The sequence below is a fragment of the Sporosarcina ureae genome (assembly GCF_002101375.1).
GTDB lineage: Bacteria > Bacillota > Bacilli > Bacillales_A > Planococcaceae > Sporosarcina > Sporosarcina ureae_B.
In genome coordinates this window covers 552222-574926 of sequence record NZ_CP015207.1, presented here as the reverse complement: position 1 = coordinate 574926, position 22705 = coordinate 552222, and the positions used below count along the sequence as shown (strand labels likewise).

Here is a 22705-nt window from a genome sequence, read left to right as displayed (position 1 = left end):
CAAAAACAATGAGGTGTTTCAATGCGGTATCCGGATTATCAAACAATTGACATCCAAATGGATGGAAGTGTCTGTATCGTTTCAATGAATAAGCCTGAAATACGAAATGCACTAATGGAAGAAATGCGAGAAGAATTGAAGCATTTTTTTCTTGCGGCTGGTGACGATTGTTCGATTCGATCAATCGTATTGGCGGCAAGAGGAGAAGTGTTTTCAGCGGGTGGGGATTTGAAGGCTCTTCAACATTTGAATCCCAAAGAAACTAAAGAGAGAATGGAAAAAAGTCAGGAACTCATCAAAAGCATCCTTCGTCTACAAAAACCGGTTCTTGCGGTTGTCCATGGGGCTGCTGCGGGAGCAGGCTTCAGCTTGGCACTTTCTTGCGATATGATTTTCGCCGCGAAATCTTCGGTCTTCATTCAAAGTTTTATCAAAATTGGTGTTGTGCCCGATTTAGGTGCAATGTATTTCCTCCCTGAATTAGTCGGGCGACAAAAGGCCATGGAAATGATGCTTCTAGGGGAAAAAGTGAGTGCCCATGAAATGGAGCGGGTTGGAGTGGTCAATCGTGTATTCGAAGATAATGTAGTGTTCGATGAAGCGTTAGTAGCGGCAAAAAAAATGGCAGAGAATCCACGACTTTCGATGGGACTCATTAAAAAGATGGCCAACTTCAATGTGTTAAATGAATTAGAGCAAACCTTTGAGTTGGAAATATCTTCGCAGTGCTTGTGTGTTGAATCCGAAGATTTCAAAGAAGGTGTACAAGCTTTTTTTGAGAAACGGAAAGCCGTCTATAATTGATGGGCAATTGTCATTGCTGCACTATGAAAAAAGGAGGGATTCCACTTGACCCGAACCGAATCACGTTTAGAACAGATCAAAAATACAAAAATCGAGGCGTTTACTTATACAATTGAAAAAGGGAAAATTAAGGAACTTGCCATTGCTTTGGGTGATCAAAAAGAAAGTTATTTGAACGGGGATGCAGTGCCGCCGACATTTTCAACCGTCATCGAATTTTGGGGCGATCCAACTTCCATTTCCAAAGTGCTTGATTTGAATCTTTCCAAAGTGCTGCACGGCGAGCAAAGTTACGAGTATGTAGGAACGTTGAAAGTTGGAGATGAAATTATTGTTCATACGGTCGTCGAAAAAGCTTTTGCGAAAGCGACCATGAATTTCATTGTACTGAAAAAGGAGTTTTTGAATCAACATGGCGAATTGGTGTTGATTGGCCGCTCTACGATCATTGAAAGACATTAGGAGGCGATTGCTTTGATGGTTGGTCATCAGTTTGAAACAATCCAAAAGGAAGAGGTCACACATACACAAATTGTGCGCTATGCAGGGGCGTCGGGCGATTTTAATCCGATTCATACTGTCGTTCCGTTTGCAGAAAAAGTGGGACTTGGCGGTGTCATTGCACATGGCATGATGATCATGGGGTTTATCGGACAAGCGATTGTCGACTGGTTCCCTTCGAACTGTCTGGAAAACTTCACGGTCCGCTTTAATGCGATGACGAAGCCGGGCGAGAAAATCGTTGTCAATGGACAGATTGTTGGAGAAACGGATGATTCATGGCTTTGTGAGTCGATTGCATCAAATGAAAATGGGGAAATAAAGGTGACGGCGAAGTTTACCATTCACAAAAGACGTTAGGAGGTTTTTAGTGAATGAAAATGACGGAGGAGAAGAAAAAAGCGCACATTGGTCAGACGGACATCTCGGTTATCATGGCGCCGATGTTCCTCGTCTCAAGCCCTCAATCGGTCATTGAAGCATGTAAAGCGCGGATTATCGGAACTTTCTCGTTATTGAACGCACGGACTTCCGATGAGCTGGAGGAATGTTTCGAAACGATTCGGAAAGCATTGGATTCCAAGCTAAATTATCCGGCGGCCCCTATTTCCACTTGGGATGTCAACCTAATCGTCCATAAGACGAATAAACGGTTGGATGCCGATCTGGAGGCAATTCGAAAATACGAGTCTCCAATTGTCATTACATCGCTTGGAAATCCGGAAGAATTTGTGGGAATCGTCTATCAATACGGGGGCGTTGTCTTATCGGATGTCATTTACATCAAGCATGCCCAGAAAGCAGCGGAATCGGGAGTGAATGGGCTCATCCTCGTCTGCAATGGCGCGGGTGGCCACGGAGGTACTTTCAATCTGTTCGCATTCGTTTCGGAAGTGCGAAAATTTTGGAAAGGGCTTACTATTGTGACGGGATGCATTTCAAACGGACAAGACATTGTCACCGTTCAAGCGTTAGGTGCGGATTTCGCCTATATGGGAACAAAGTTCATCGCGGCGGAAGAGACCATGGCGAACGATGTGTATAAGGAAATGCTTATTGAATCGACGTCGGAGGATATCATCTACACCGATGCCATTTCGGGCGAGAATGGGAATTATTTGATTCCGAGCATTCTGAATGCTGGTCTCAATCTGGAAAATTTACAGAAGAAACGCGATTTCAACACAGGTTAGAGGGAAAACGAGCCAAAATCATGGAAAAACATTTGAGGTGCCGGGCAAGGTGTTGGAGCAATCGGGGAAATTGAATCTATTGAAAAAGTTGTGGAAACGTTGAAAGAAGGGTATTTCCAAGCGTTGGGTCAATTGAAGAAGTTTTGAAGTTGCAAGAGAGGGATTTTAATGAGCATTTAGGTACTTTTTAAACGTTCATTCGACACGTAAGAAAAAATCGCAGTGAAAAATGGTAAGATTACGGAAAATGGAGCGAATTTTATCCTCAACCCGGATGAATATGCGGTTAAGAAAGCATAAAAATACATGGAGGTATAAAAATGACAAAAACTAATTCGGCAGCCAAAAGTAAAAATCGATCTTATTTTTCTGAGCAACATATTATGTTTCGAGATTCACTTCGAAGGTTTTTAGAAAAAGAAGCTGTACCTTATTTTGATCAATGGGAAAAAGATCGTCTTGTCCCACAAACATTTTGGAGAAAGATGGGTGAACAAGGTTTTCTCTGTCCATGGGTAGATGAAAAATATGGAGGTATGGGTGCCGACTTTATTTTTTCGGTAATTTTAAGCGAAGAATTAAGGCGCATTGGATCGGGATTAGGAGGAATTGTCGTTCACAGTAGCATTGTAGCTCCTTATATCAAAAATTTTGGAACAGAGAAGCAAAAGAAAAAGTATTTTCCAGGTTTAATGAGTGGGGATACGATTAGTGCGATAGCTATGACTGAACCGGGCGCAGGATCTGATTTGGCATCGATCAGTACAACGGCGATTAAAGATGGAGACAGCTATATTATAAACGGTCAAAAAACATTTATTTCAAACGGTATTCTATCGGATTTGATTGTTGTTGTTTGTAAAACAGATCCAAAGGCGATTCCTGGGCATAAAGGGATTAGTTTGTTTTTAGTAGAAAGCAATATGCCTGGATTTTCTCGTGGTAGGAAACTAGATAAGGTTGGGCTTCATAGTCAAGATACGTCAGAGCTAGTTTTTGAAGATGTAAGGGTACCAGCTTCGAATCTACTTGGTGAGGAAGGGAAAGGATTCTACCACTTAATGGAGGAATTGCAACAAGAAAGAATTATTGCTGCATTAAATTCTCAAGTTTTAGCGGAACAGATGCTAAGTGTAACGCTTGAATATGTAAAAGAGCGAGAGGCGTTTGGACAGACTATTAGTAAATTCCAAAACACTCAATTTAAATTAGCGGAAATGGCGACGCAAGTTCAACTTGGTCGAACATTTATTGATGATTTAATAGTAAAGCATTTAGAAGGACAAAATGTTTATTCTCAAGTGTCTATGGCTAAATGGTGGATTTCAGATAATGCAAGAAAAATGGCACCGGAATGTATGCAACTTCACGGTGGATACGGATATATGGAGGAGTATGAAATTGCCCGTCTTTATCGTGATGTTGCAGTAGCTCCGATTTATGCAGGATCCAATGAAATAATGAAAGTTATTATTGCGAAAGAACTAGGTTTATAAGGATGTTTTAGGAATATATTGAGTAAGAAAGCAAAAGTTCTCTGGCTTTGTTTTTTTAGCGATAAATAGTGGAAGCTGAGTTTTGATCTTGCAAGTGGGCCTGTGGAGATAAAAGTGTTTGGAACAACAGAGACGTATTATTTAGAAATATACGGGCTAAACTAGATTACTAGCACCGTAAAAAATCTCAATACTCTATTTCCCTTTTTTAGTAGTTTTGCTTTCGAAGAAAAAACGAAACCAATTAAGCTATGTGTAGCTTCTTTATATAGTAATAAAGACAATGGGCTTGCACTTGATCTGCAAATAATTCATTAGAAATCAGTCCAACACATTGCTCAAATGCTGTTTTTCGTGTAATCTTATCCATACGTGTAATCCTTTATTTTGGATTTGGATAGGTTACTACCTCCCAACCATTATAAAGGATTTTTTGTGCTCGAGTTTAATTTAAGATTATTCAGTTTTCATGCGTGTGATATTTTAATGCAATGCTAATGCATATACATAGTAAAAGGAAATAAAAGTCGAGGTTGATACTGAAAATTAGGATTGAAAATGGTAAGAGTGGTAGGCTGAGCTAGAAGAGTTAAAATAAATTTAAAGAATGATATTACCCAGAAATGATGGACACACATGACAATATTGTATGTAATTATACAAGAAAAATACTAAAGAAAAAGGTGTCGAGCTTTGGCTAATTTCGATGATCAAGTTGCGGTTATTACTGGAGCAGGAAGCGGTATAGGCAAGGAAATAGCGAGAAAATTAGGCCTTGAAGGAGCACACGTATACCTTTTGGATTCGGATGAATTCGCTTTAAACGAATCCTGCGACGAATTTAAAGCGTTACATATTTCTTACGAGAAGTTTATTGTCGAGACTACAAATGAATTTGATTTGGCTAAAGTGTTTAATGTAATAAAAGAAAGCTATGGAAAAGTAGATATTTTAGTGAATAACGATGAAACGATCTCTTATGAACTACTTTATAAAATGAACATAGACGATTGGAAGCACCTAACGAATGTTCATTTAAAAGGAGTGTTTCTTTGTAGTAAATATGCCCAGGAGCTTATGGTTGATAATTCATATGGTCGTATCATTAATCTATCTTTGGCATCTGCTATGGAAAATGATGGACAGGCAAATTATACTATAACAAAGGCCGGAATCCAGTGGTTTACGAAAAAATTTGCATTGGAACTTGGTCAATATAATATAACTGTGAATACAGTTATTCTAGGGTTTATAGAGACGGAGATGACGAAGTCAATTGCGGAAAAAAGTGGAGTCAACTATGAACAACTGAAGGAAGAAAAAAGAAGCCAAATACCAGTGAAGCGTGTCGGATTACCAAAGGATGCAGCGCATGCAGTCTGTTTCTTTGCGAGTAAACAGGCCTCATTTATTTCAGGGCAAGTTCTTTATGTTGCAGGTGGCCCAAAAATGTAAAGATAAAAGTACCTTTAAGGGGAGATTCTATGACAAGTGATTGGATTTGTGAAAGTTTTAATAGAATTTGTTTTGCACATTTTATTGGCTTGGAAGTCGACAATTTTTAAGAGAGAAATGTTAGATTAAAACTATCAGTAAGAGAGGAACTATTAAACCTATGCAGCGTTTAATTTCGTCTGCCCGGGACGTCATGAAAATGTATTAGAAGATAATGTAAATAGCGCTGTAAACGTTGAAAGATAACGTTTACAGCGCTTTTTATTGTGAGGTAAAACGGCAATTAGTATTTAAAAGTCCCCCCACGCGGGCATTGCCGTGCATAATCCCCCATATAGATTTTACCTTTGAAAATGTTTATGCTTACAAACTGCATTTTGTGAGGGAACAGGGAATTTATGCAGCCCAGCTCTTCAGATGAAAACGGTGACAAGGGACCCCTCCCTTGTCACCGTTTTATATAATGGTAAATAGTCCCTGCTAGCTGAATGTTAAATAATTGCTGGCCATCTGTCAGGTCCGTTGAAAGTATTTCTTCAATACGTTTCAGTCGATAATTCAGCGTGTTCGTGTGGACGTGTAGGGCGACGGCAGTTCGTTTGATGTTTTGGTTTTGACGCAAATAGGTAAGTAGTGTTTGCAGCAAATCCCCTTTCCGGGCTCGTTCGTATTGAATGAGCGGGCCGATGACTTCGTGGACGTAATCGAGTAGTTCTTCTTCTGAATTCTGTAAGATGAAGCGTTGGATACCAAGGTCTGTGTAGGACAGGGCGTGCTCTTCGAAATGGTAGTTTTTTATGAATGTGATGCATTTTTCAGCTTCTTTGAATGATTCGTGGGCAGTGGCAAGGTTTGGTTTCATTCTGCCGATGCCGATAGTGATGTCGAGTTCGCTGTATGTTTTTTCGATTTCCTGTTGCAAGTACAGGGCGAGTTGTTTTATGCTGCCAGCTGGATTTTCTGTTTGTAGCTTGGCAGGATAGGAAAGTAAGGCCGCGAGCTTGTTTGGATCGATGAGCGCGGTGCCTTGCGAGTTCTTTGTCAGGAAGCTATTATTTGTCATATGGAGTAGATTGTTAATGACGTTTTCGCTGATAGCTTCGCGCAGCAATTTGTCTTTGTTTTCGACACTGACAATGACGGCAATGTAATTGCGGTTCAAGTCGAATTGTAGATTTTTTGCTTGTTTCATTAATGTTTCATCGATTGCCTGGCCGGATAAAATTTTTGTCATGAATTCATTCTGTAGATGTTGCTGTGTTTCGTAGACAGCTTGTTCTTTGACGAGCTCGAGCGTGATGACCGTGCAGATATGTTCGAGCGCGTTGATTTCGGCTTCTCCGATTGGGTCTTTTGAGACGATAATGAGCGTACCGAGCGGCTTCATTTTCGATTGCAACGGCAGCGCGATGAATTGATAGTTTTCGATACCTAGCGTGATTTCGGAGACACTGTACGGGCTGTTGAGTGACTGGTCGTTCTGTTTCGCAAAGCTTAGCAGTTCGCACTTCAGCTCTTCTGAAACAGGTACACGGCAGGCAGAAGCGGTCAGTTCGCCTATTTCATCGAATAAGAAAATATGCTCGCCGATCGTTTTATAAATATAATCGATAATGGACTGGATACCTTCTCCGTTGACGACGAGATTGGCGATGTTGCGCTGCGTTTCGATCGAGCGGGACAGCAGCTGGACGGTCTTTTTCTCTTTATGATAAATATTCGATTTTTCGAGCGCGATGGCGGCTTGCTGGGCAATCGCTTCTAACAGCTGCATATCCTCTTTTTTGAAATGAAGCGATTTATCGAATGAATCAAGCGTAATGACACCGATGCAAATTCCTTTCAATAAAATTGGTGATGAAATGACTGAAGTGAAATGAAAATTATTGGAAATAGATTCGTCGAGCAGTGTCCGGTTGCAAGGAGTGAGTGTATCGAGCGCCTGTTTGATTTCTTCTTCGTTTTTAAACACTAGCCCCTTTTCCGCTTGAAACGTCATGCCCGTCATCGATTCGCTGCTGCTTAATTCAATCGATTTAAAGATTTGTGGATAAAACAAACCATGCGCTGATTTGGCCACCAGGCGCTGTTTTTGTTGGTCGAAAACCCAAATCGAACCGCCTCCTGCTGCGTCTACTGCGGAAATTGCTTCACCTATAATTAAATCAAAAATCGTTTCGATATCTAATGAAGAGTTAATCACAGTAGAAACATGAACAAGGGATTTGAGCTGTCGGTGAGTTAACGTGTCTTGCATAATCTATCATCCTAACTCCATAGTATTTTGCGTTTTTGTGTAAAACACACAAATTCTTTCGGAAAATCATACATAGATTTGATTATTTTTATTGTTTATAATTATAGATGAATTGGAAATAAAATGAAAGCAGTCCGGTTTAAAATACACGGACAAATGAAAGCGTTTGCAATCTGGGTGTTGGTAGGACGATATACGGCAATGACGGAATGTAAAAGAAGAATGGAGGGTATTGGATATGAATTTTGATTTGACGGATGAACAACAAATGGTGCGCAAGCTCGTTCGCGAGTTTGCGGATGCGGAAGTGGCGCCGGGTGCGGATGAACGCGATCGTACAGGAGAATTTCCAAAAGAGATTTTTGAAAAGTTTTCGGAGCTCGGCTTGATGGGGTTGCCTTTCCCAGAAGAGTACGGCGGTGGCGGAGCGGATACGACAAGTTTTGCTATTGTCACGGAAGAATTGAGCCGTGTCTGCGCATCGACAGGAATTACGTATTCTGCGCATATTTCACTTGGCGGAGCGCCACTTCATTTATTCGGCACACCGGAGCAGAAGGAGAAGTATTTGACACCGATTTGTACGGGTGATTCGTTCGGAGCGTTTGGATTGACGGAGCCCAATGCAGGATCTGATGCGGGTGGTACAGAAACGACAGCTGTTCTTGAAGGTGATGAGTGGGTCATTAACGGTTCGAAATGTTTCATTACGAATGCGAGCTATGCGAAACATCTTGCTGTGACGGCGATTACAGACCGCTCAAAAGGAACGAACGGCATCAGTGCATTTATCGTGCCGACTGATGCACCAGGGTTTACGGTCATTGCAAACTATGAAAAAATGGGACTTCATTCCTCAAACACGACGGAATTGATTTTGGAAAACGTCCGTGTGCCAAAAGAAAATCTGCTTGGCGAAATTGGAAACGGTTACAAACAATTTTTGGCGACGCTTGACGGAGGACGGATCGGCATCGGTGCGATGGCTGTCGGCATAGCGCAGGGAGCGTACGAGAGGTCACTGAATTACGCGCAGGAGCGCAAGCAGTTCGGTAGGAGCATTTCAAACTTCCAGGCGATTCAGTTCAAACTCGCGGATATGGCGATGAATATCGAACTAGCACGTAATATGGTATATAAAGCAGCATGGCTGAAAGATCAAGGCCGCTCATTCAAAAAAGAAGCGGCGTTTGCAAAATTATTCGCTTCTGAAATGTGCATGCGCGTTTGTGATCAAGCAGTGCAGGTTCACGGCGGCTACGGCTATATTAAAGAATACCAAGTTGAGCGTTTCTTCCGCGATGCCAAACTTTTAGAAATCGGTGAAGGCACGTCCGAAGTCCAGCGCATGGTCATTGCGAAACAGATCGGCTGCTGATTTTTAAATGGGTTTTAATGAATTGACAAAGGAGCGATTGAATGGATATTGAACGAGTTTTACAAGTAGCGGCGAATAGTAAACTTATTTATCCTAGTGAAGAAAAGACGCGCTCGACTTCGATCGGCAGCGCAGAAGCTTTTCAAGAACTTCTCCAGCAATCCCAGGAAGATCCGGCTGCGTTTTGGGATCAGCAGGCTCGTGAGCTCGAATGGTATGAACCGTGGACAGAGACGATCAGCGGCACGCTCCCTGATTTCAAGTTTTTCGTTGACGGTGTTACGAATCCGAGCATCAATTTACTCGACCGGCATATACATAACGGCGCCGGTAACCGGACAGCGCTCATTTGGGAAAGTGAGAACGGCGATTCGAAGTTTTACACGTATTCGATGCTTCTTGCGGAAGTGAATCGTTTTTCCAATGTGCTTCGGTCATTCGGTGTAAAAAAAGGCGATTGTGTCGCGATTTATCTGCCGAACTTGGCGGAAGCCGTCATCGCGGTACTCGCGTGTTTCCGCGTCGGGGCGATTTACAACGCAGTCTTTTCGGGCTATTCCGAGCGTTCTTTGTCCGATCGGTTAGCAAGCTTTGAACCAAAAGTCATCATCACAGCGGATGCGACAGTGCGTCGTGGCAAAGAAATCCGCTTGAAAGAAAAAGTCGATCAAGTGGCGCCGTCTACTTCTTCAGTTGAAGCGATCATCGTTGTTAATCGCATGGGCATCAATATCGATATGCAGGAAGGCCGCGATTACTGGTGGCATGAGCTGACGGAAAAAGCGAGCATCCATTGCGAACCGGAGCGCCTTGAAGCAAACGAAAGCGGAATCGTTTTCTATACGAGCGGCACGACGGGCAAGCCAAAAGGGATCGTGCATTCAGGGACGGCATTCGTCGTCCAGAACTATGTCTACGCGAAATACCATCTTGACCATCGAGATGACGACGTATTTTGGTGTACAGCGGATATCGGCTGGTTGACGATGCATATTTGGGGCATCGTCGGATCTCTTGCGAATGGGGTCACGACAGTCGTTTACGAAGGTGCGATTGATTATCCCGAGAAGACACGTTTTTATCAAATCATTGAAAAATATCGTGTCAATAAATTATTTACCGCTCCGACAGCACTGCGTATGTTGAAAAGCATGGGCGAGAAGCCGATCGAGCAGTTTGACTTATCATGTCTTGACGTAATCGCACTTGTCGGCGAGCCATTCGATGCGGAGACGTGGCACTGGACATATGAAGTGCTCGGCAAGAAAAAAGTCTATATTAACAATACGTGGGGGCAGACCGAAACAGCTGGCTCGCCTATTGCAGGAGCAGCATGGTTGACACCGATGAAACCGGGCTCTTCCGGCACGCAGTTTTTAGGTGCGGTGTTCGATGTCGTCAATGAAGCCGGCGAATCCGTGAAAGCCGGGCAGCTCGGCAACTTGATCATTAAAAAGCCATTCCCGATGCTATGTCGGACGATTTGGAGAGAGCCGGAACGCTACTACGGTTCATACTACAGCCAAGTCGACGGCAGCTACTACGCAAGCGATCTCGCGCTGATCGACGAAGACGGCTATATTTGGGTAGTCGGCCGTTCCGACGATGCGTTCAACGTCGCAGGCCACCGTTTGAGCACAATGGAAATGGAAAGCGCCGTGCTTGAATGTGCGGGCGTGGCGGAATGCGCAGTCATTGGGGTGCCGGATGAAATTAAAGGAGAAGTCCCTTTCGTTTTCGTTCGCCTTTCTGAAAATGTAGCAGACGGGCAGGAAGTCGTAGAGCGGATTAAAGAGAACATCGTCCGCCAGATCGGAAAAATCGCCCAGCCAAAAGAAATCGTCATAACCGACTCTCTACCGAAAACGGTGAGCGGAAAAATTATGCGCCGCTTGATTAAAGAAATCGTTACAACAGGCAAGGTAGCAGGTGATGTGACAGGACTTGAAGATCCGTCAACAGTTGCCGAACTTCAGAGCGTCATCGAAGCGAAAACTGTGGGGAAATAAATGAAAAGCGGAGCCGGTCTTTACGCGGACGGCCTCCTCATATCCTAAATTGATGTACATGAAAGCTTGATTACATGAAAAATTGAAAGGGTGAACGTCATGTTTAACAAGATTTTGATTGCGAACCGTGGGGAAATAGCGGCTCGTATCATGCGTACATGCAGAGCGCTCGGCATTAAAACGGTCGGTGTCTATTCGGAAGCGGATGCGGAAGCTGTCCACATCAAGCAAGCAGATGAAGCATATTTGCTCGGTGGACCGCGAGTAACGGAAAGTTATATGAAAATCGATAAAATTCTGGAAGCGGCGCATCAGTCGAAAGCAGAAGCAATCCACCCAGGCTATGGTCTGCTTTCTGAAAATGCCGAATTTGCGCGCCGATGTGAAGAAGAAGGATTCGTATTCATCGGGCCTTCTCCTACTGTTATTTCCGAAATGGGTAGTAAAATTGCGGCACGCGAGGCGATGGAAAAAGCCGGTGTTCCAGTCGTGCCGGGTGTCACTCGTTCGCTTGCAGATGCGGAAGAAGCGATCGAAGCGGCGGAGAGCATCGGTTATCCGGTTATGCTGAAGGCGTCTGCAGGTGGTGGCGGAATCGGTATGCAAGTCGTCTACAGCGCCGACGAAATCAGCAAAGCGTTCGAAGGCAATCAAAAACGAGCGGCTGATTTCTTCGGAGATGGCGCGATGTATATTGAAAAATTTGTTGAAAAGCCGCGCCATATTGAAATCCAGATTTTGGCCGACAATCAAGGAAATACAGTATACTTATGGGAACGCGAATGCTCAATTCAGCGCCGCCACCAAAAAGTCGTGGAAGAAGCGCCGTCTTCCTTCATTTCAGAAGAGACACGAAGAAAAATGGGCGAAGCGGCAGTTAAAGCGGCGAAGTCCATCGGCTATAAAAACGCCGGTACAATTGAGTTTTTAGTCGACGCAGATCAAAACTTCTACTTTCTTGAAATGAATACACGGCTGCAAGTAGAGCACCCGATTACGGAAGAAATTACGGGGCTTGACTTAGTGAAGGAGCAGCTTGATATTGCAGCGGGGAAAACACTTTCATTTACGCAGGAAGACGTCAAACGCGAAGGCCACGCAATTGAGGTGCGGATTTACGCAGAAGATCCGAAAACTTTTTTCCCTTCACCGGGGATAATTACGAAACTGGAGCTGCCTGAAGGACCAGGTATCCGCCATGAATTGGCAGTCCATGGCGAGTCAGTCGTCACACCGTTTTACGACCCGATGATCGCGAAACTAGTCATCAAAGGTAAAGACCGCGACGAAGCGATTGACCGGCTGCAAGAAGCGCTTTCGAATTACCATATCGAAGGCATCAAGACAAATATTCCGATGCTCCGGGAAGTAGCAGCGCATGAAGCATTCCGTTTTGGGGATACGACGACGGAATTTGTGGAAAAATATTTGACGAAGAAGAAAAAACAGAAACAAACGAAATGACTCTGGGAGGAATTTTTATGACAGAAATTACAGCAAGCATGGCAGGAAACGTTTGGAAAGTACTCGTGAAAGCAGGAGACGAAGTAGAAGAAGACCAAGACATCGCCATTTTGGAATCGATGAAAATGGAAATACCGATTGCTACTGATTTTGACGGTGTCGTAAAAGAAGTAAAAGTGAACGAAGGCGAATTCGTCAACGAAGGAGACGTCATCGCAGTCATTGAATAATTTCTGTTGAAGGAGATGAAACGATGAAATGGCCTGAAACGATTACGATTAAAGAAGTCGGGCCGCGCGACGGACTGCAGAACGAAAAAATCTTCATTCCGACAGAAGACAAAATCGTCTGGATTAATGAGCTCTCTAAAAGCGGCCTGACATCGATTGAAGTGACGTCTTTCGTCAATCCGAAATGGATTCCAGCGCTTGCGGACGCAAATGACGTGATGGCGGGCATTAATCGGGAGCCTGGGGTCTCTTACTCGGCACTCGTCCCGAACCGCCAAGGACTTGAACGGGCTTTTGCAGCGGATATCGATGAAGCGGCGGTGTTTATGTCGGCGAGCGAAACGCATAATTTGAAAAATATTAATAAAACGATCGCGGAGACACTACCTGTATTAAAAGAAATTGTCCAAGACGCGAATGCAGCAGGCAAGAAGACGAGAGGCTATGTGTCTACTGTGTTCGGCTGTCCGTATGAAGGCGTGGTAGATATGGAAGCGGTCGTCCGTGTGTCGGAGTCGCTGTTTGACATGGGTATTGACGAATTGTCGCTAGGCGATACGATCGGCGTTGCGAATCCGCGACAAGTCCAAGAAGTACTTGACGTGCTATTGAAACGTTTTCCGGCAGACAAATTGGCGATGCATTTTCATGATACGCACGGGACAGCTTTAGCCAATGTCCTAGCGTCGCTTGATATGGGCATTACGATATTCGATAGTTCGGCTGGCGGGCTCGGCGGCTGTCCCTACGCACCAGGTGCTTCAGGCAACGCGGCGACAGACGATGTATTGTATATGCTGCATGGTATGGGTATTCATACCGGCGTCGATGAAAAGAAAATTTTAGCAGCATCCGCGTTTATTCAAGAAAAAATCGGCAAGGCGCTTCCAAGTAAAAACTTGCAAGCTGCCGGTGCGCATGATAAGTGAAGGACGTGAATGAATGGGTAATAAAGTAGTATTAGAGAAGCGCAGCGACGGAATTGCGGTCATTTTATTGAATCGTCCGGAAGCGGCGAATGCATTATCAGTCGAGATGCTGAACGGGCTCTACGATGCGTTGCTGGAATGTCGCTATGACCGGGAAATCCGCGCTGTAATTATAACCGGTACCGGCGAAAAAGCTTTTTGTGCGGGTGCTGATTTAAAAGAACGCGCAGGAATGAATCTAGTTGATGTACGCAAGACAGTTTCATTAATCCGCCAGACGATTAACAGCGTTGAATCATTGCCACAGCCGGTCATCGCCGCAGTCAACGGCGTTGCGCTCGGCGGCGGGACAGAACTGGCGCTAGCATGCGACATCCGCATTGTAGCAGAGACGGCAAAGTTCGGATTGACGGAAACTTCGCTCGGCATTATTCCGGGAGCCGGCGGTACGCAGCGTCTTCCGAGATTGATCGGCAAAGGACGGGCAAAAGAGCTGATTTTCACAGCGCGTAGAGTTGAAGCGACAGAAGCATTGGAAATCGGGCTGGCTGAATATATGGTGGCGTCTGATCAGTTGATGAATAAAGCGCTTACTGTCGGGAGACAAATCGCAGCGAACGGCCCGCTGGCAGTTACGCAGGCGAAGTTCGCGATCGACCACGGCTATGACGTCGAACTACAGACTGGGCTCGCAATCGAACAGAACGCTTATGAAGTGACAATTCCTTCAAAAGACCGACTCGAAGGACTACAGGCTTTCAAGGAAAAACGCAAGCCTGTATATACTGGCGAATGATGAATGATCATTAGGGAGGCAAGACTATGACAACAGATACGAAATCTTTGCAGCAAGCATTGAATGAAAGAGTAGAGCAGATTGAAAAAGGTGGTGCGCAGAAATACCATGAGAAAAATGCGGAACAAGGGAAAATGTTCGTCCGGGATCGCTTGAAATTATTATTCGATTCAGATCTTGAAATCGAAGACGGCCAATTCGCGAACTGCATGGCGGGCGATCTTCCTGCTGACGGTGTTGTAACAGGAATGGGGAAGATTAACGGCCAAGTTGTTTGCGTCATGGCGAATGATTCCACTATCAAAGCAGGCTCATGGGGCGCACGGACAGTGGAAAAAATTATCCGCATCCAAGAAACTGCTGAAAAATTAAATGTGCCGCTCGTTTATTTAGTCGATTCAGCAGGCGCACGGATTACGGATCAAGTCGAAATGTTCCCGGGTCGTCGCGGTGCAGGTAAAATTTTCTACAACCAAGTAAAATTATCCGGCCGCATTCCGCAAATCTGCGTCTTGTTCGGGCCGTCAGCTGCTGGTGGCGCATATATCCCGGCGTTTTGCGATATCGTCATTATGGTAGACAAAAATGCTTCGATGTACCTTGGCTCACCGCGCATGGCGGAAATGGTCATCGGTGAAAAAGTAACGCTCGAAGAAATGGGCGGAGCGCGCATGCACTGCTCAACTTCGGGATGCGGCGATGTGCTCGCAAAAAGCGAAGAAGACGCAATCACAGCTGCGCGGAGATACTTATCGTATTTCCCGGCAAACTACTCGGAGAAGCCACCTGTACGTGATGCAGTGGCGCCGAAACAGCTGGATAAGGCGCTGGAAGAAATCATTCCAAAAAATGAAAATGCTCCGTTTAATATGCACGACTTGATCAAAGGAATTATCGATGAAGATTCATTTTTCGAGATTAAGAAACTGTTTGCAGGCGAGCTCATTACTGGCCTTGCGCGCATCGACGGAAAAGCAGTCGGTATTATCGCGAACCAACCGCGCGTTAAAGGTGGCGTGCTATTCCACGACTCTGCCGACAAAGCGGCAAAGTTCATCAACCTTTGCGACGCATTCCACATTCCGCTGCTATTCTTAGTCGACGTGCCTGGATTCATGATTGGTACTAAAGTAGAACGCGCAGGCATCATCCGCCACGGGGCGAAAATGATTTCTGCGATGTCAGAAGCGACAGTACCAAAAATTTCCGTCATTGTCCGCAAAGCATACGGCGCAGGGTTATACGCCATGGCAGGCCCGGCATTTGAACCGGACGCGTGTTTAGCACTACCATCCGCTTCCATCGCGGTCATGGGGCCGGACGCAGCGATCAACGCAGTCTACGCAAATAAAATCGCCGCGCTACCTGAAGAAGAGCGTGCAGCTTATATTGAAGAGAAACGCAACGAATACAAAGAAGATATTGATATTTACCATTTAGCTTCCGAAATGATTATTGACGGCATCATCCCGGCAGATTCACTGCGCGTTGAGCTGATTACGCGTTACGAAGCGTATGCGACGAAATATATCCAGTTTACAGACCGTAAGCATCCGGTTTATCCGGTGTGATGGAAGGTGATTGGCTCTTTGTCACCGAGAGAGGCTTTTAATTAAATATTCAAGTGTCTAATTAAGTAAGTTTATATTTCATTGGAATTGGTATACAAAATATACACACACAGTGCGCAAACTATCGCATTTTCTCATGTCCTTTTGGGACGTAATAAAGTGAAATCTAGATACGAATTAAAAAAGCATGGTAACATTGTTAAGTCAATGTCTACCGTGCTTTTTGTATGACACTTCAATTAGTAATGTTAACATGTTAAATCATATGATATAGACATTATTTTGACAGCTAAAGATAGTGTGAAAGATCTCGTTCCATTATTGAAAAAAGAAAGAAAATGCAACGAGTTGTAGTTCTCAATAAAATAAATAAACATGGACTAGTTGCTCTTAAACTAGCAATCGAGTCTTTAGAGAGCCATCTTAATTCATTAGTAAAGCGATTTTACTGGTAAGACAATTTGCGAAATAGTACCCTTTAAGAGTAGTGAGGGATAGAAGGCACACGAGGAAGACATACTACAGACAAATTGAAAATGAGAATGATTGAATATACATAGTGAAACATGTTGTGTATGAAAAAAGAATTGAATAAACAGAAGGAGGAAAAGGATGGGAAGAGTAGTTCACTTTGAAATTCACGTAGACGACATGGAAAGGGCACAAAAGTTTTATGGAGATGTATTCGGATGGACTTTTCAGGACTGGAGTGAGTATGCAGGAATGCCTTATTACGGAACAGTGACTGGTGATAGTGAGCTTGGAGTGGATGGAGCCTTGATGCAACGTCAAGGTCCGCGTCCCGAACGTAACCAACCACTAAATGGCTATGCTTGTACTATGGGAGTCGATGATTATGATTCGACTGAAGTGAAAATTCTTGGTGGCGGAGGTAGTGTTGTCTTACCCAAATACGCGTTGCCAGGAATGGCTTGGCAAGGCTATTATTTGGATGCCGAGGGTAATATTTTTGGACTTCATCAACCAGATAAAAACGCAAAATAATTAGGTTGTTTTGCGGGGAATATGATCTTAAACTACAGAGATGTTTTGTAATGATGTTAATTGGTTTATTTGAAGATCAATGAAATTAGTTTTGATTATTTTAAAGGAGTGATGGAGTATGGCTGTCGATATTTATTTAACGTTTAATGGAAATTGCCGTCAAGCTGTTGAATTTTACACAGAGGTTTTTGAAACAGAAAAACCTGATATTATGACTTTTGGAGATCAATCTCCAAATCCAAAATACCCTCTTCCAGAAGAAGCCAAAAACTTAATTATGCATACGCGTTTAGCTATTGAAGGAAGTACTGTGATGTTTTCAGATACGTTCCCTGGTTCTCCCTTTACGCTGGGCAACAATATAAGCCTAGCTTACCAATGTGACGAAGCGGAAAAGTTAAAAATGATTTACGAAAAACTCAAAGAAGATGGAACAGTTGGGATGGAGCTCCAAGAGACTTTCTGGGCAAAACTTTATGGTAGTGTCACGGATAAATTCGGTGTAATTTGGCAATTGAGTTTAAACAATGAAGACGCAACGTATTAATAGCGATTTATCTGGATGCCAGAAATGAGCGATTTAGAAGATACAATAACAGTTGATCTTAAAGAGCTCGAGCAAGGCTGCGAGATGACATTCACACAATTGATTCATGTGGCTCAAGAAGTGAATTGGACAGAGTCCGAAATCGAAACAGCCCGTAAAGAAATGCATGATGGCAGTGAAGTTGGCTGGAATTATATGTTTATAGGACTTAAGGAATTAGTTGAAACAGGTAAAGTTAGCTACAAAGGATAGTAAATGTCGTTGCAATAGGGAAGCGAAAATAAAGTTTATTTAAAGAAAGGGAAGTTATACATGAAGGACGTAAAACCATTTTTAATGTTTCAAGGCGGTACTGCGGAAGAAGCTATGAAATACTACACTTCACTCATCGAGGACTCAGAAATTAAAAGCATTACGCGATATGGAGTTGAAGGACCTGGTGAAGAAGGTACAGTTATACAAGCAGTGTTTTCTATAAAGGGACAAGAGTTCATGTGCATCGACAGCCATATTGATCATGAGTTTACGTTTACACCATCTTTTTCTATTTATCTAACGTGTGATACTGAAAAAGAAATTGACAGTCTTTATGAAAAAATGATGCAAAACGGTACAGCGCTCATGCCTTTAAATAACTATGGGTTCAGTAAAAAATTCGGATGGCTGAATGATCAGTTCGGTATTTCTTGGCAGTTGAACTTACCAGAGTAATTTAATTGCGAGATAAATTATAATCAGTTGCGAAACTGATAGTATAAACGTTTTATCTAATTTTTATAGCCATACTACTAAACAGTAAAGTACTGACCCCGTTTATTACATATAAATGGGGTCAGCTTTTTTGTTGAAATCATAGTATATGTAAGCTTCTTGAATAAATATCTGGTTTCTGACTTTTTGTCTATGTTGAAAGCTTACAAGAAGTTACCATACATACTTATCAATAAAAGTGGATTGTTTTTCAATGTATATTTATTGATAAACGATAAATTACATGGTAAAGTGTAATTTACACTATAGAAGTTAAGTGAGGTGCTTTTTATGAAACGAGGAACAACACTATTTTTAAAGATAGCCGTCATTTTAATTGGTATTCCAGTTCTTGCTTTGTGTATATTTTTGTTACCGCAGTTAGCAATTGAAGCAAAGGAAGCTACGGAAAGAGGGTGGAATTTTGCTTATGCGGTATATAGTATTTTACTAGTCATCTATATTTCCGTGATTCCATTTTATTTTGCATTGTACCAAACCTTTAAACTACTAAACTTTATTGATGAGAACCAAGCTTTCTCTGAGTTATCTGTTAGGGCTTTAAAGAAAATCAAATACTGTGCGATCATAATTAGCAGCTTATATGTAGTGGCCTTTCCATTCGTTTTTATCATGGCAGAGATAGACGACGCCCCTGGTCTTGTAATAGTTGGAATGATTCCTATTTTTGCTTCCATGGTGATTGCAGTCTTTGCTGCTGTTCTCCATAGGCTTTTAAAAGAAGCGATAGATATAAAAGAGGAAAATGATTTAATAGTCTGAGCAGAGGTGAATGACATGGTGATTATAATCAATATCGATGTGATGTTGGCCAAAAGAAAAATGAGTGTTACAGAACTTTCCGAGCGTGTTGGAATTACAATGGCAAACATTTCAATACTGAAAAATGGAAAGGCGAAAGCGATTCGACTATCGACTTTGGATGCGATTTGTAAGGCTTTAGAGTGTCAGCCAGGCGATATATTAGAATACAAAATGGATGAAGATACTGTAAGTCCAGTAGATTAGAAAAAAAGACATTTCAACTGCAGACGGTTAATTTAACAAGTTATAATAAAAAAGTTTAAAGATATAGAGCATTTCCTATCTCAAGGAAATGCTCTATATATTTGTCTTTAAAAAAAATATATGTAGATAACCGTTGATGTTCATTTTTTGAAACTGTAATTCTAGGTAGAGAAAAAAGGGTAATCGCGATATGATAAGGATAGCTCAAACTTTATTATTCTTAAAATGAAGTTTGTTATTCGTACAGATCAACACGTTGGCAGATGTTAAGGGGGAAATAGTTTGGATATTTATCAGGAATTTTCAGCCCGGCATTTTGGGGCTTATTTAGATTCAGAAGAGTTTTTGGATTATATGTTGCGTCAGTGGTTGCTTAAAGGGCGTCACTTAGATGTTTGTCATGTCATCGACCATCCTTCCTTTACAAAAGTAATGGATGCATGTAGGGAAGATGAACGATACGCATTACTTGTGGAACTATCTGACTTGTATGAAAGTGAGATTACACTAGCGAGTCAATACAATGAAACATTACTAGCGCTAGCTTATGGTGAAGATTTCGATCCGTTTGAGCTGGATCAGGATACAAGGGCAAAAGGGGATTGGCGATACCATCTTTGGTTCTATTTCTTTAATAACGAAGGACATGTCGCGGAATCTTGGCAGCTGTTCAATTCAAAAATATATCCGTTATGCGCAACAATGAATAATACACGTGCTGATCATATGCAGACGCTTGCTAGGTACTTTAATGAACTTAGTGTACTGATGGATAAAACGCGTGATCCGGATATTTTGGAGAGCGTGACGAAAAAGACCATCATGAATCTATACGATCTGTTTTTACAAGTGGTTCATAATGGTACAATGATTGACTTTGCAACAAAGCGAAATTTTTGTGAACGCTTGATTCATATGATGAAATACAAAGAGATGCACAGTATTGGTCTGGAATTCTATATTACATTCAAAGATCTATTTGACTTGAATGATATTCCAACTGTCATTAGCTTGGTGAACCTTTCTAAGTCCGCATTTGATTACCACGCGGTTCATGTTCTGCACGGTGATTTGCAAGCAATTCAATATCGCATCGAAAAATATAAAGGGGATATCGTTTCTCAACTAACGAAGATTTCTGAATACATATTACGAATGAAAAATGTTATTGAAGAGCAACATGGTGGAAAGATTCATGAAGATTCCTTTATACAAGCTGATTTCAATTTTTTCTTTTATGAATGTGGAATTGAAGAAATGTGTACAGCGAAGTTTTCTGAATTACCATTTGAAGATCAAGACGCCATATTAAGAAATTTACTGAACGCAATGATTTGCTTTTATAAAGCGGATAAGACATTAACGTCAGAAGAAGGCAACACAAAAGAACCAGCCTTGAATTTATTGATCGGCTGGGAATTAGGCAATGAAGGCATGAAGTTAAGAAACCGTGTTCTATCTTTGGTACCTACTGTAGGAATCGAATACCGCGAAATTATGATTTCAGATGCCTTGATTCAATTAGATGATTTTCTGACTGAGTTCTACTTAAATGATTTATCTCCAAATGTGGAAGCAATCATACAAAAGTCTGAGCAATATGATCTAGAACCAATCAATTATAAACAGGCATTGACACTGCTGGAAGAGACCTTTACATCACTTCATTCTCATAGTACGCTGATTTTCAGTGAGGAAGAGAAAGAACGCTTTGATAGAGCGGGAAAACAATGGCCTCGTTTGTTGAAATCCAACGAAGTGAAACGACTCTTAACGATTGCTGAAGTGAAATGGCGTGAATTGGAAAATGACTTTCAGCCGGATATTCAACAGTCCAGTCAAAAAGCCACTTTTATTATAGCTGATTATGTAAAGGCAGTGGAAGAGTTCATAGGGCATGTTCTAGTTAGTAATAGAGCAACCAAACAGACGATGCCTTTAATAGATGTAGCGATGCCTGAATCAGGACTAACCTCTGTCGAAGTCGGAAGTGAAGAGTACTACCACTATGTCACGCTTGGTAGTTTCTATCATTATCTTAGCGCAAACGGTACTAGTCTACTGAGAAAAAATGTAGATAAAGTAAAGGTTATTGAGTACCTCACACATTGGGTGAATAGTATTCGTACATCATCGTTCGGTCAAATAGATGAGTTAAAAATCGAAACCGCACAAGTCTTAAGAAGAGAAACTATTGTTTTACTAAGGCGTTTGGTTGCGGACTTGGCAGATTAATCCTCAAGCTACAATCGACCGTTGAAACGTCAAAATGAAAGAACACACAAAACCGCATAGGTTTTGTGTGTTCTATTTATTGTACTTCTAAATAGGCATTTCGGATTGTCAAATATTGACCGTTCGTTATGTCGATAGACGTTTCACCTTCAACTACGTCACTTACGAGAAGATCCATCATATCCTGTCGGCTATTTTTACTAATTTCATAAAAACCTATATCGCTTTGATCATCTGCCAACAAAGTATAAGAGCCAGCGGGGAGATCGGTACCCACTTTGTATTGGCCGTCCTTATATATTCCATTTGCTGGTTTTATACTAGGTGCGGAAGCTGCAGGATACATTTCTCCACCTTTTAATGTAAAATATTCTCCTTCGCGTAATGTTACATAAGTGTGGGAACGTCCATCCAGTGCAACGTTAAATACAATACTTTCGGGATTTCCTGATTGATCTTTTGTATTTTCCAGCAGTGTAATACCGTTAGAGAAAACTAGGTATTCTCCTTGGGCGATGTCGGTTCCTACCTGATACGTACCGTCCGTTATAGGAGTCGTAGTTGACGGGATAGTTTGTTTTTCTGGTTTAGCTGGCTTGGGTATGGTTTTTGATGACTGCGCCGAAGATGCATCTTGACCAGTGGTGGATTGCCCTGTAGACGGTTTCGTCGACTGTTCTTTTATTGGTTTTTCAGGTTCACTTACATCTTTTTCAGTTTCATTTATTTCATGTTGTTCCTTCTTGGGATCTTCTGTGAGTTTAGGTTCATCAGCTTGCACCGTTGATTTGTCTTGTATCAAAGTTTCTGTTAACGCTGGCTTGTCTATTGTAGTTTCTGATGTTTCTTTATTGCTCACAATGGCGATAATTAGCGCTATTAGTAATACGGCTGCACTAGCTCCAGACCACCACAATTGTTTTTTATTCATATAGTATGTAACCTCACTTTTTATATTGTATTTATATGATACCTGATATTCCTTTACATAATCTACCTATTAGCTTTCATGTTATATAGAAAAAATGATTGTTTATTTTCGTTAAGTGGTATATT

Annotated in this window: 22 protein-coding genes; 20 read left to right on the top strand and 2 right to left on the bottom strand. The window is 42.2% G+C overall.

Annotation, left to right across the window (positions count from 1 at the left end; translation table 11 throughout):
* Nucleotides 1-21: 21 nt before the first annotated feature.
* The 6 genes from SporoP8_RS02785 to SporoP8_RS02760 all read left to right on the top strand — a co-directional run bounded on the left by SporoP8_RS02785 (nt 22) and on the right by SporoP8_RS02760 (nt 5449).
* On the top strand, nt 22-804 hold the full coding sequence (locus SporoP8_RS02785; RefSeq protein WP_085131122.1) for an enoyl-CoA hydratase/isomerase family protein: 783 nt from the start codon (nt 22-24) through the stop codon (nt 802-804).
* Between the two features lie 45 nt (nt 805-849).
* Complete coding sequence (locus SporoP8_RS02780; protein ID WP_085131121.1) at nt 850-1266, top strand: FAS1-like dehydratase domain-containing protein; 417 nt, start codon at nt 850-852, stop codon at nt 1264-1266.
* 15 nt (nt 1267-1281) lie between these two features.
* Nucleotides 1282-1665 carry a MaoC/PaaZ C-terminal domain-containing protein gene (locus SporoP8_RS02775; RefSeq protein WP_099626810.1) on the top strand — a complete coding sequence of 128 codons (384 nt, stop codon included), beginning with the start codon at nt 1282-1284 and terminating at the stop codon, nt 1663-1665.
* 14 nt (nt 1666-1679) lie between these two features.
* The gene (locus SporoP8_RS02770; RefSeq protein ID WP_332308451.1) at nt 1680-2498 is read left to right on the top strand and encodes an NAD(P)H-dependent flavin oxidoreductase; all 819 of its coding nucleotides are present in this window, start codon (nt 1680-1682) and stop codon (nt 2496-2498) included.
* A 320-nt stretch (nt 2499-2818) separates the two neighbouring features.
* A complete protein-coding gene (locus SporoP8_RS02765) occupies nt 2819-3994 on the top strand; it encodes an acyl-CoA dehydrogenase family protein (protein ID WP_085131119.1) in 1176 nt (391 codons plus the stop codon).
* 693 nt (nt 3995-4687) lie between these two features.
* Nucleotides 4688-5449: an SDR family NAD(P)-dependent oxidoreductase gene (locus SporoP8_RS02760; protein ID WP_085131118.1), complete on the top strand. Its 762-nt coding sequence runs from the start codon at nt 4688-4690 to the stop codon at nt 5447-5449.
* A gap of 448 nt (nt 5450-5897) precedes the next feature.
* Here the strand turns inward: SporoP8_RS02760 and SporoP8_RS02755 are convergent, their stop codons facing one another.
* Nucleotides 5898-7706, bottom strand: a complete 1809-nt coding sequence (locus tag SporoP8_RS02755; protein WP_085131117.1) for a helix-turn-helix domain-containing protein — start codon at nt 7704-7706, stop codon at nt 5898-5900.
* Nucleotides 7707-7944: 238 nt separating this feature from the next.
* On the opposite strand from SporoP8_RS02755, the gene SporoP8_RS02750 reads away from it, so the two are divergent.
* The 14 genes from SporoP8_RS02750 to SporoP8_RS02685 all read left to right on the top strand — a co-directional run bounded on the left by SporoP8_RS02750 (nt 7945) and on the right by SporoP8_RS02685 (nt 21649).
* Nucleotides 7945-9084, top strand: coding sequence for an acyl-CoA dehydrogenase (locus SporoP8_RS02750; protein WP_085131116.1), 1140 nt, complete (start codon nt 7945-7947; stop codon nt 9082-9084).
* Between the two features lie 41 nt (nt 9085-9125).
* A complete protein-coding gene (locus SporoP8_RS02745; RefSeq protein ID WP_085131115.1) occupies nt 9126-11093 on the top strand; it encodes an acetate--CoA ligase in 1968 nt (655 codons plus the stop codon).
* Between the two features lie 99 nt (nt 11094-11192).
* Nucleotides 11193-12557: an acetyl-CoA carboxylase biotin carboxylase subunit gene (locus SporoP8_RS02740; RefSeq protein ID WP_085131114.1), complete on the top strand. Its 1365-nt coding sequence runs from the start codon at nt 11193-11195 to the stop codon at nt 12555-12557.
* 17 nt (nt 12558-12574) lie between these two features.
* On the top strand, nt 12575-12787 hold the full coding sequence (locus SporoP8_RS02735; RefSeq protein WP_232319192.1) for an acetyl-CoA carboxylase biotin carboxyl carrier protein subunit: 213 nt from the start codon (nt 12575-12577) through the stop codon (nt 12785-12787).
* Between the two features lie 23 nt (nt 12788-12810).
* On the top strand, nt 12811-13716 hold the full coding sequence (locus SporoP8_RS02730) for a hydroxymethylglutaryl-CoA lyase (protein WP_085131112.1): 906 nt from the start codon (nt 12811-12813) through the stop codon (nt 13714-13716).
* 13 nt (nt 13717-13729) lie between these two features.
* The gene (locus tag SporoP8_RS02725; protein ID WP_085131111.1) at nt 13730-14512 is read left to right on the top strand and encodes an enoyl-CoA hydratase; all 783 of its coding nucleotides are present in this window, start codon (nt 13730-13732) and stop codon (nt 14510-14512) included.
* A gap of 26 nt (nt 14513-14538) precedes the next feature.
* On the top strand, nt 14539-16083 hold the full coding sequence (locus SporoP8_RS02720) for an acyl-CoA carboxylase subunit beta (RefSeq protein WP_085131110.1): 1545 nt from the start codon (nt 14539-14541) through the stop codon (nt 16081-16083).
* Between the two features lie 612 nt (nt 16084-16695).
* Entirely contained in the window at nt 16696-17088 is a 393-nt protein-coding gene (locus tag SporoP8_RS02715) for a VOC family protein (protein ID WP_085131109.1), read from the top strand.
* Nucleotides 17089-17206: 118 nt separating this feature from the next.
* Nucleotides 17207-17635, top strand: coding sequence for a VOC family protein (locus SporoP8_RS02710; RefSeq protein ID WP_085131108.1), 429 nt, complete (start codon nt 17207-17209; stop codon nt 17633-17635).
* Nucleotides 17636-17659: 24 nt separating this feature from the next.
* Nucleotides 17660-17887 (top strand): SRPBCC family protein, encoded by a 228-nt coding sequence (locus SporoP8_RS02705; RefSeq protein WP_085131107.1) that lies wholly within the window; start codon nt 17660-17662, stop codon nt 17885-17887.
* A gap of 60 nt (nt 17888-17947) precedes the next feature.
* Nucleotides 17948-18346: a VOC family protein gene (locus SporoP8_RS02700; protein WP_085131106.1), complete on the top strand. Its 399-nt coding sequence runs from the start codon at nt 17948-17950 to the stop codon at nt 18344-18346.
* Between the two features lie 330 nt (nt 18347-18676).
* Nucleotides 18677-19168 (top strand): DUF2975 domain-containing protein, encoded by a 492-nt coding sequence (locus SporoP8_RS02695; protein ID WP_085131105.1) that lies wholly within the window; start codon nt 18677-18679, stop codon nt 19166-19168.
* A 15-nt stretch (nt 19169-19183) separates the two neighbouring features.
* Nucleotides 19184-19414, top strand: coding sequence for a helix-turn-helix domain-containing protein (locus SporoP8_RS02690; protein WP_083032017.1), 231 nt, complete (start codon nt 19184-19186; stop codon nt 19412-19414).
* A gap of 282 nt (nt 19415-19696) precedes the next feature.
* A complete protein-coding gene (locus tag SporoP8_RS02685) occupies nt 19697-21649 on the top strand; it encodes a hypothetical protein (RefSeq protein WP_085131104.1) in 1953 nt (650 codons plus the stop codon).
* 76 nt (nt 21650-21725) lie between these two features.
* Here the strand turns inward: SporoP8_RS02685 and SporoP8_RS02680 are convergent, their stop codons facing one another.
* Nucleotides 21726-22580, bottom strand: a complete 855-nt coding sequence (locus SporoP8_RS02680) for a hypothetical protein (protein ID WP_085131103.1) — start codon at nt 22578-22580, stop codon at nt 21726-21728.
* Between the last annotated feature and the right edge of the window lie 125 nt (nt 22581-22705).

Bases quoted from the DNA above. Each gene is read 5' to 3' on its own strand.
- SporoP8_RS02785 (WP_085131122.1), top strand. From the start codon at position 22: ATGCGGTATCCGGATTATCAAACAATTGACATCCAAATGGATGGAAGT.
- SporoP8_RS02775 (WP_099626810.1), top strand. From the start codon at position 1,282: ATGGTTGGTCATCAGTTTGAAACAATCCAAAAGGAAGAGGTCACACAT.
- SporoP8_RS02770 (WP_332308451.1), top strand. From the start codon at position 1,680: ATGAAAATGACGGAGGAGAAGAAAAAAGCGCACATTGGTCAGACGGAC.
- SporoP8_RS02765 (WP_085131119.1), top strand. From the start codon at position 2,819: ATGACAAAAACTAATTCGGCAGCCAAAAGTAAAAATCGATCTTATTTT.
- SporoP8_RS02755 (WP_085131117.1), bottom strand. From the start codon at position 7,706: ATGCAAGACACGTTAACTCACCGACAGCTCAAATCCCTTGTTCATGTT.
- SporoP8_RS02750 (WP_085131116.1), top strand. From the start codon at position 7,945: ATGAATTTTGATTTGACGGATGAACAACAAATGGTGCGCAAGCTCGTT.
- SporoP8_RS02745 (WP_085131115.1), top strand. From the start codon at position 9,126: ATGGATATTGAACGAGTTTTACAAGTAGCGGCGAATAGTAAACTTATT.
- SporoP8_RS02740 (WP_085131114.1), top strand. From the start codon at position 11,193: ATGTTTAACAAGATTTTGATTGCGAACCGTGGGGAAATAGCGGCTCGT.
- SporoP8_RS02735 (WP_232319192.1), top strand. From the start codon at position 12,575: ATGACAGAAATTACAGCAAGCATGGCAGGAAACGTTTGGAAAGTACTC.
- SporoP8_RS02730 (WP_085131112.1), top strand. From the start codon at position 12,811: ATGAAATGGCCTGAAACGATTACGATTAAAGAAGTCGGGCCGCGCGAC.
- SporoP8_RS02725 (WP_085131111.1), top strand. From the start codon at position 13,730: ATGGGTAATAAAGTAGTATTAGAGAAGCGCAGCGACGGAATTGCGGTC.
- SporoP8_RS02720 (WP_085131110.1), top strand. From the start codon at position 14,539: ATGACAACAGATACGAAATCTTTGCAGCAAGCATTGAATGAAAGAGTA.
- SporoP8_RS02715 (WP_085131109.1), top strand. From the start codon at position 16,696: ATGGGAAGAGTAGTTCACTTTGAAATTCACGTAGACGACATGGAAAGG.
- SporoP8_RS02710 (WP_085131108.1), top strand. From the start codon at position 17,207: ATGGCTGTCGATATTTATTTAACGTTTAATGGAAATTGCCGTCAAGCT.
- SporoP8_RS02705 (WP_085131107.1), top strand. From the start codon at position 17,660: ATGAGCGATTTAGAAGATACAATAACAGTTGATCTTAAAGAGCTCGAG.
- SporoP8_RS02700 (WP_085131106.1), top strand. From the start codon at position 17,948: ATGAAGGACGTAAAACCATTTTTAATGTTTCAAGGCGGTACTGCGGAA.
- SporoP8_RS02695 (WP_085131105.1), top strand. From the start codon at position 18,677: ATGAAACGAGGAACAACACTATTTTTAAAGATAGCCGTCATTTTAATT.
- SporoP8_RS02690 (WP_083032017.1), top strand. From the start codon at position 19,184: ATGGTGATTATAATCAATATCGATGTGATGTTGGCCAAAAGAAAAATG.
- SporoP8_RS02680 (WP_085131103.1), bottom strand. From the start codon at position 22,580: ATGAATAAAAAACAATTGTGGTGGTCTGGAGCTAGTGCAGCCGTATTA.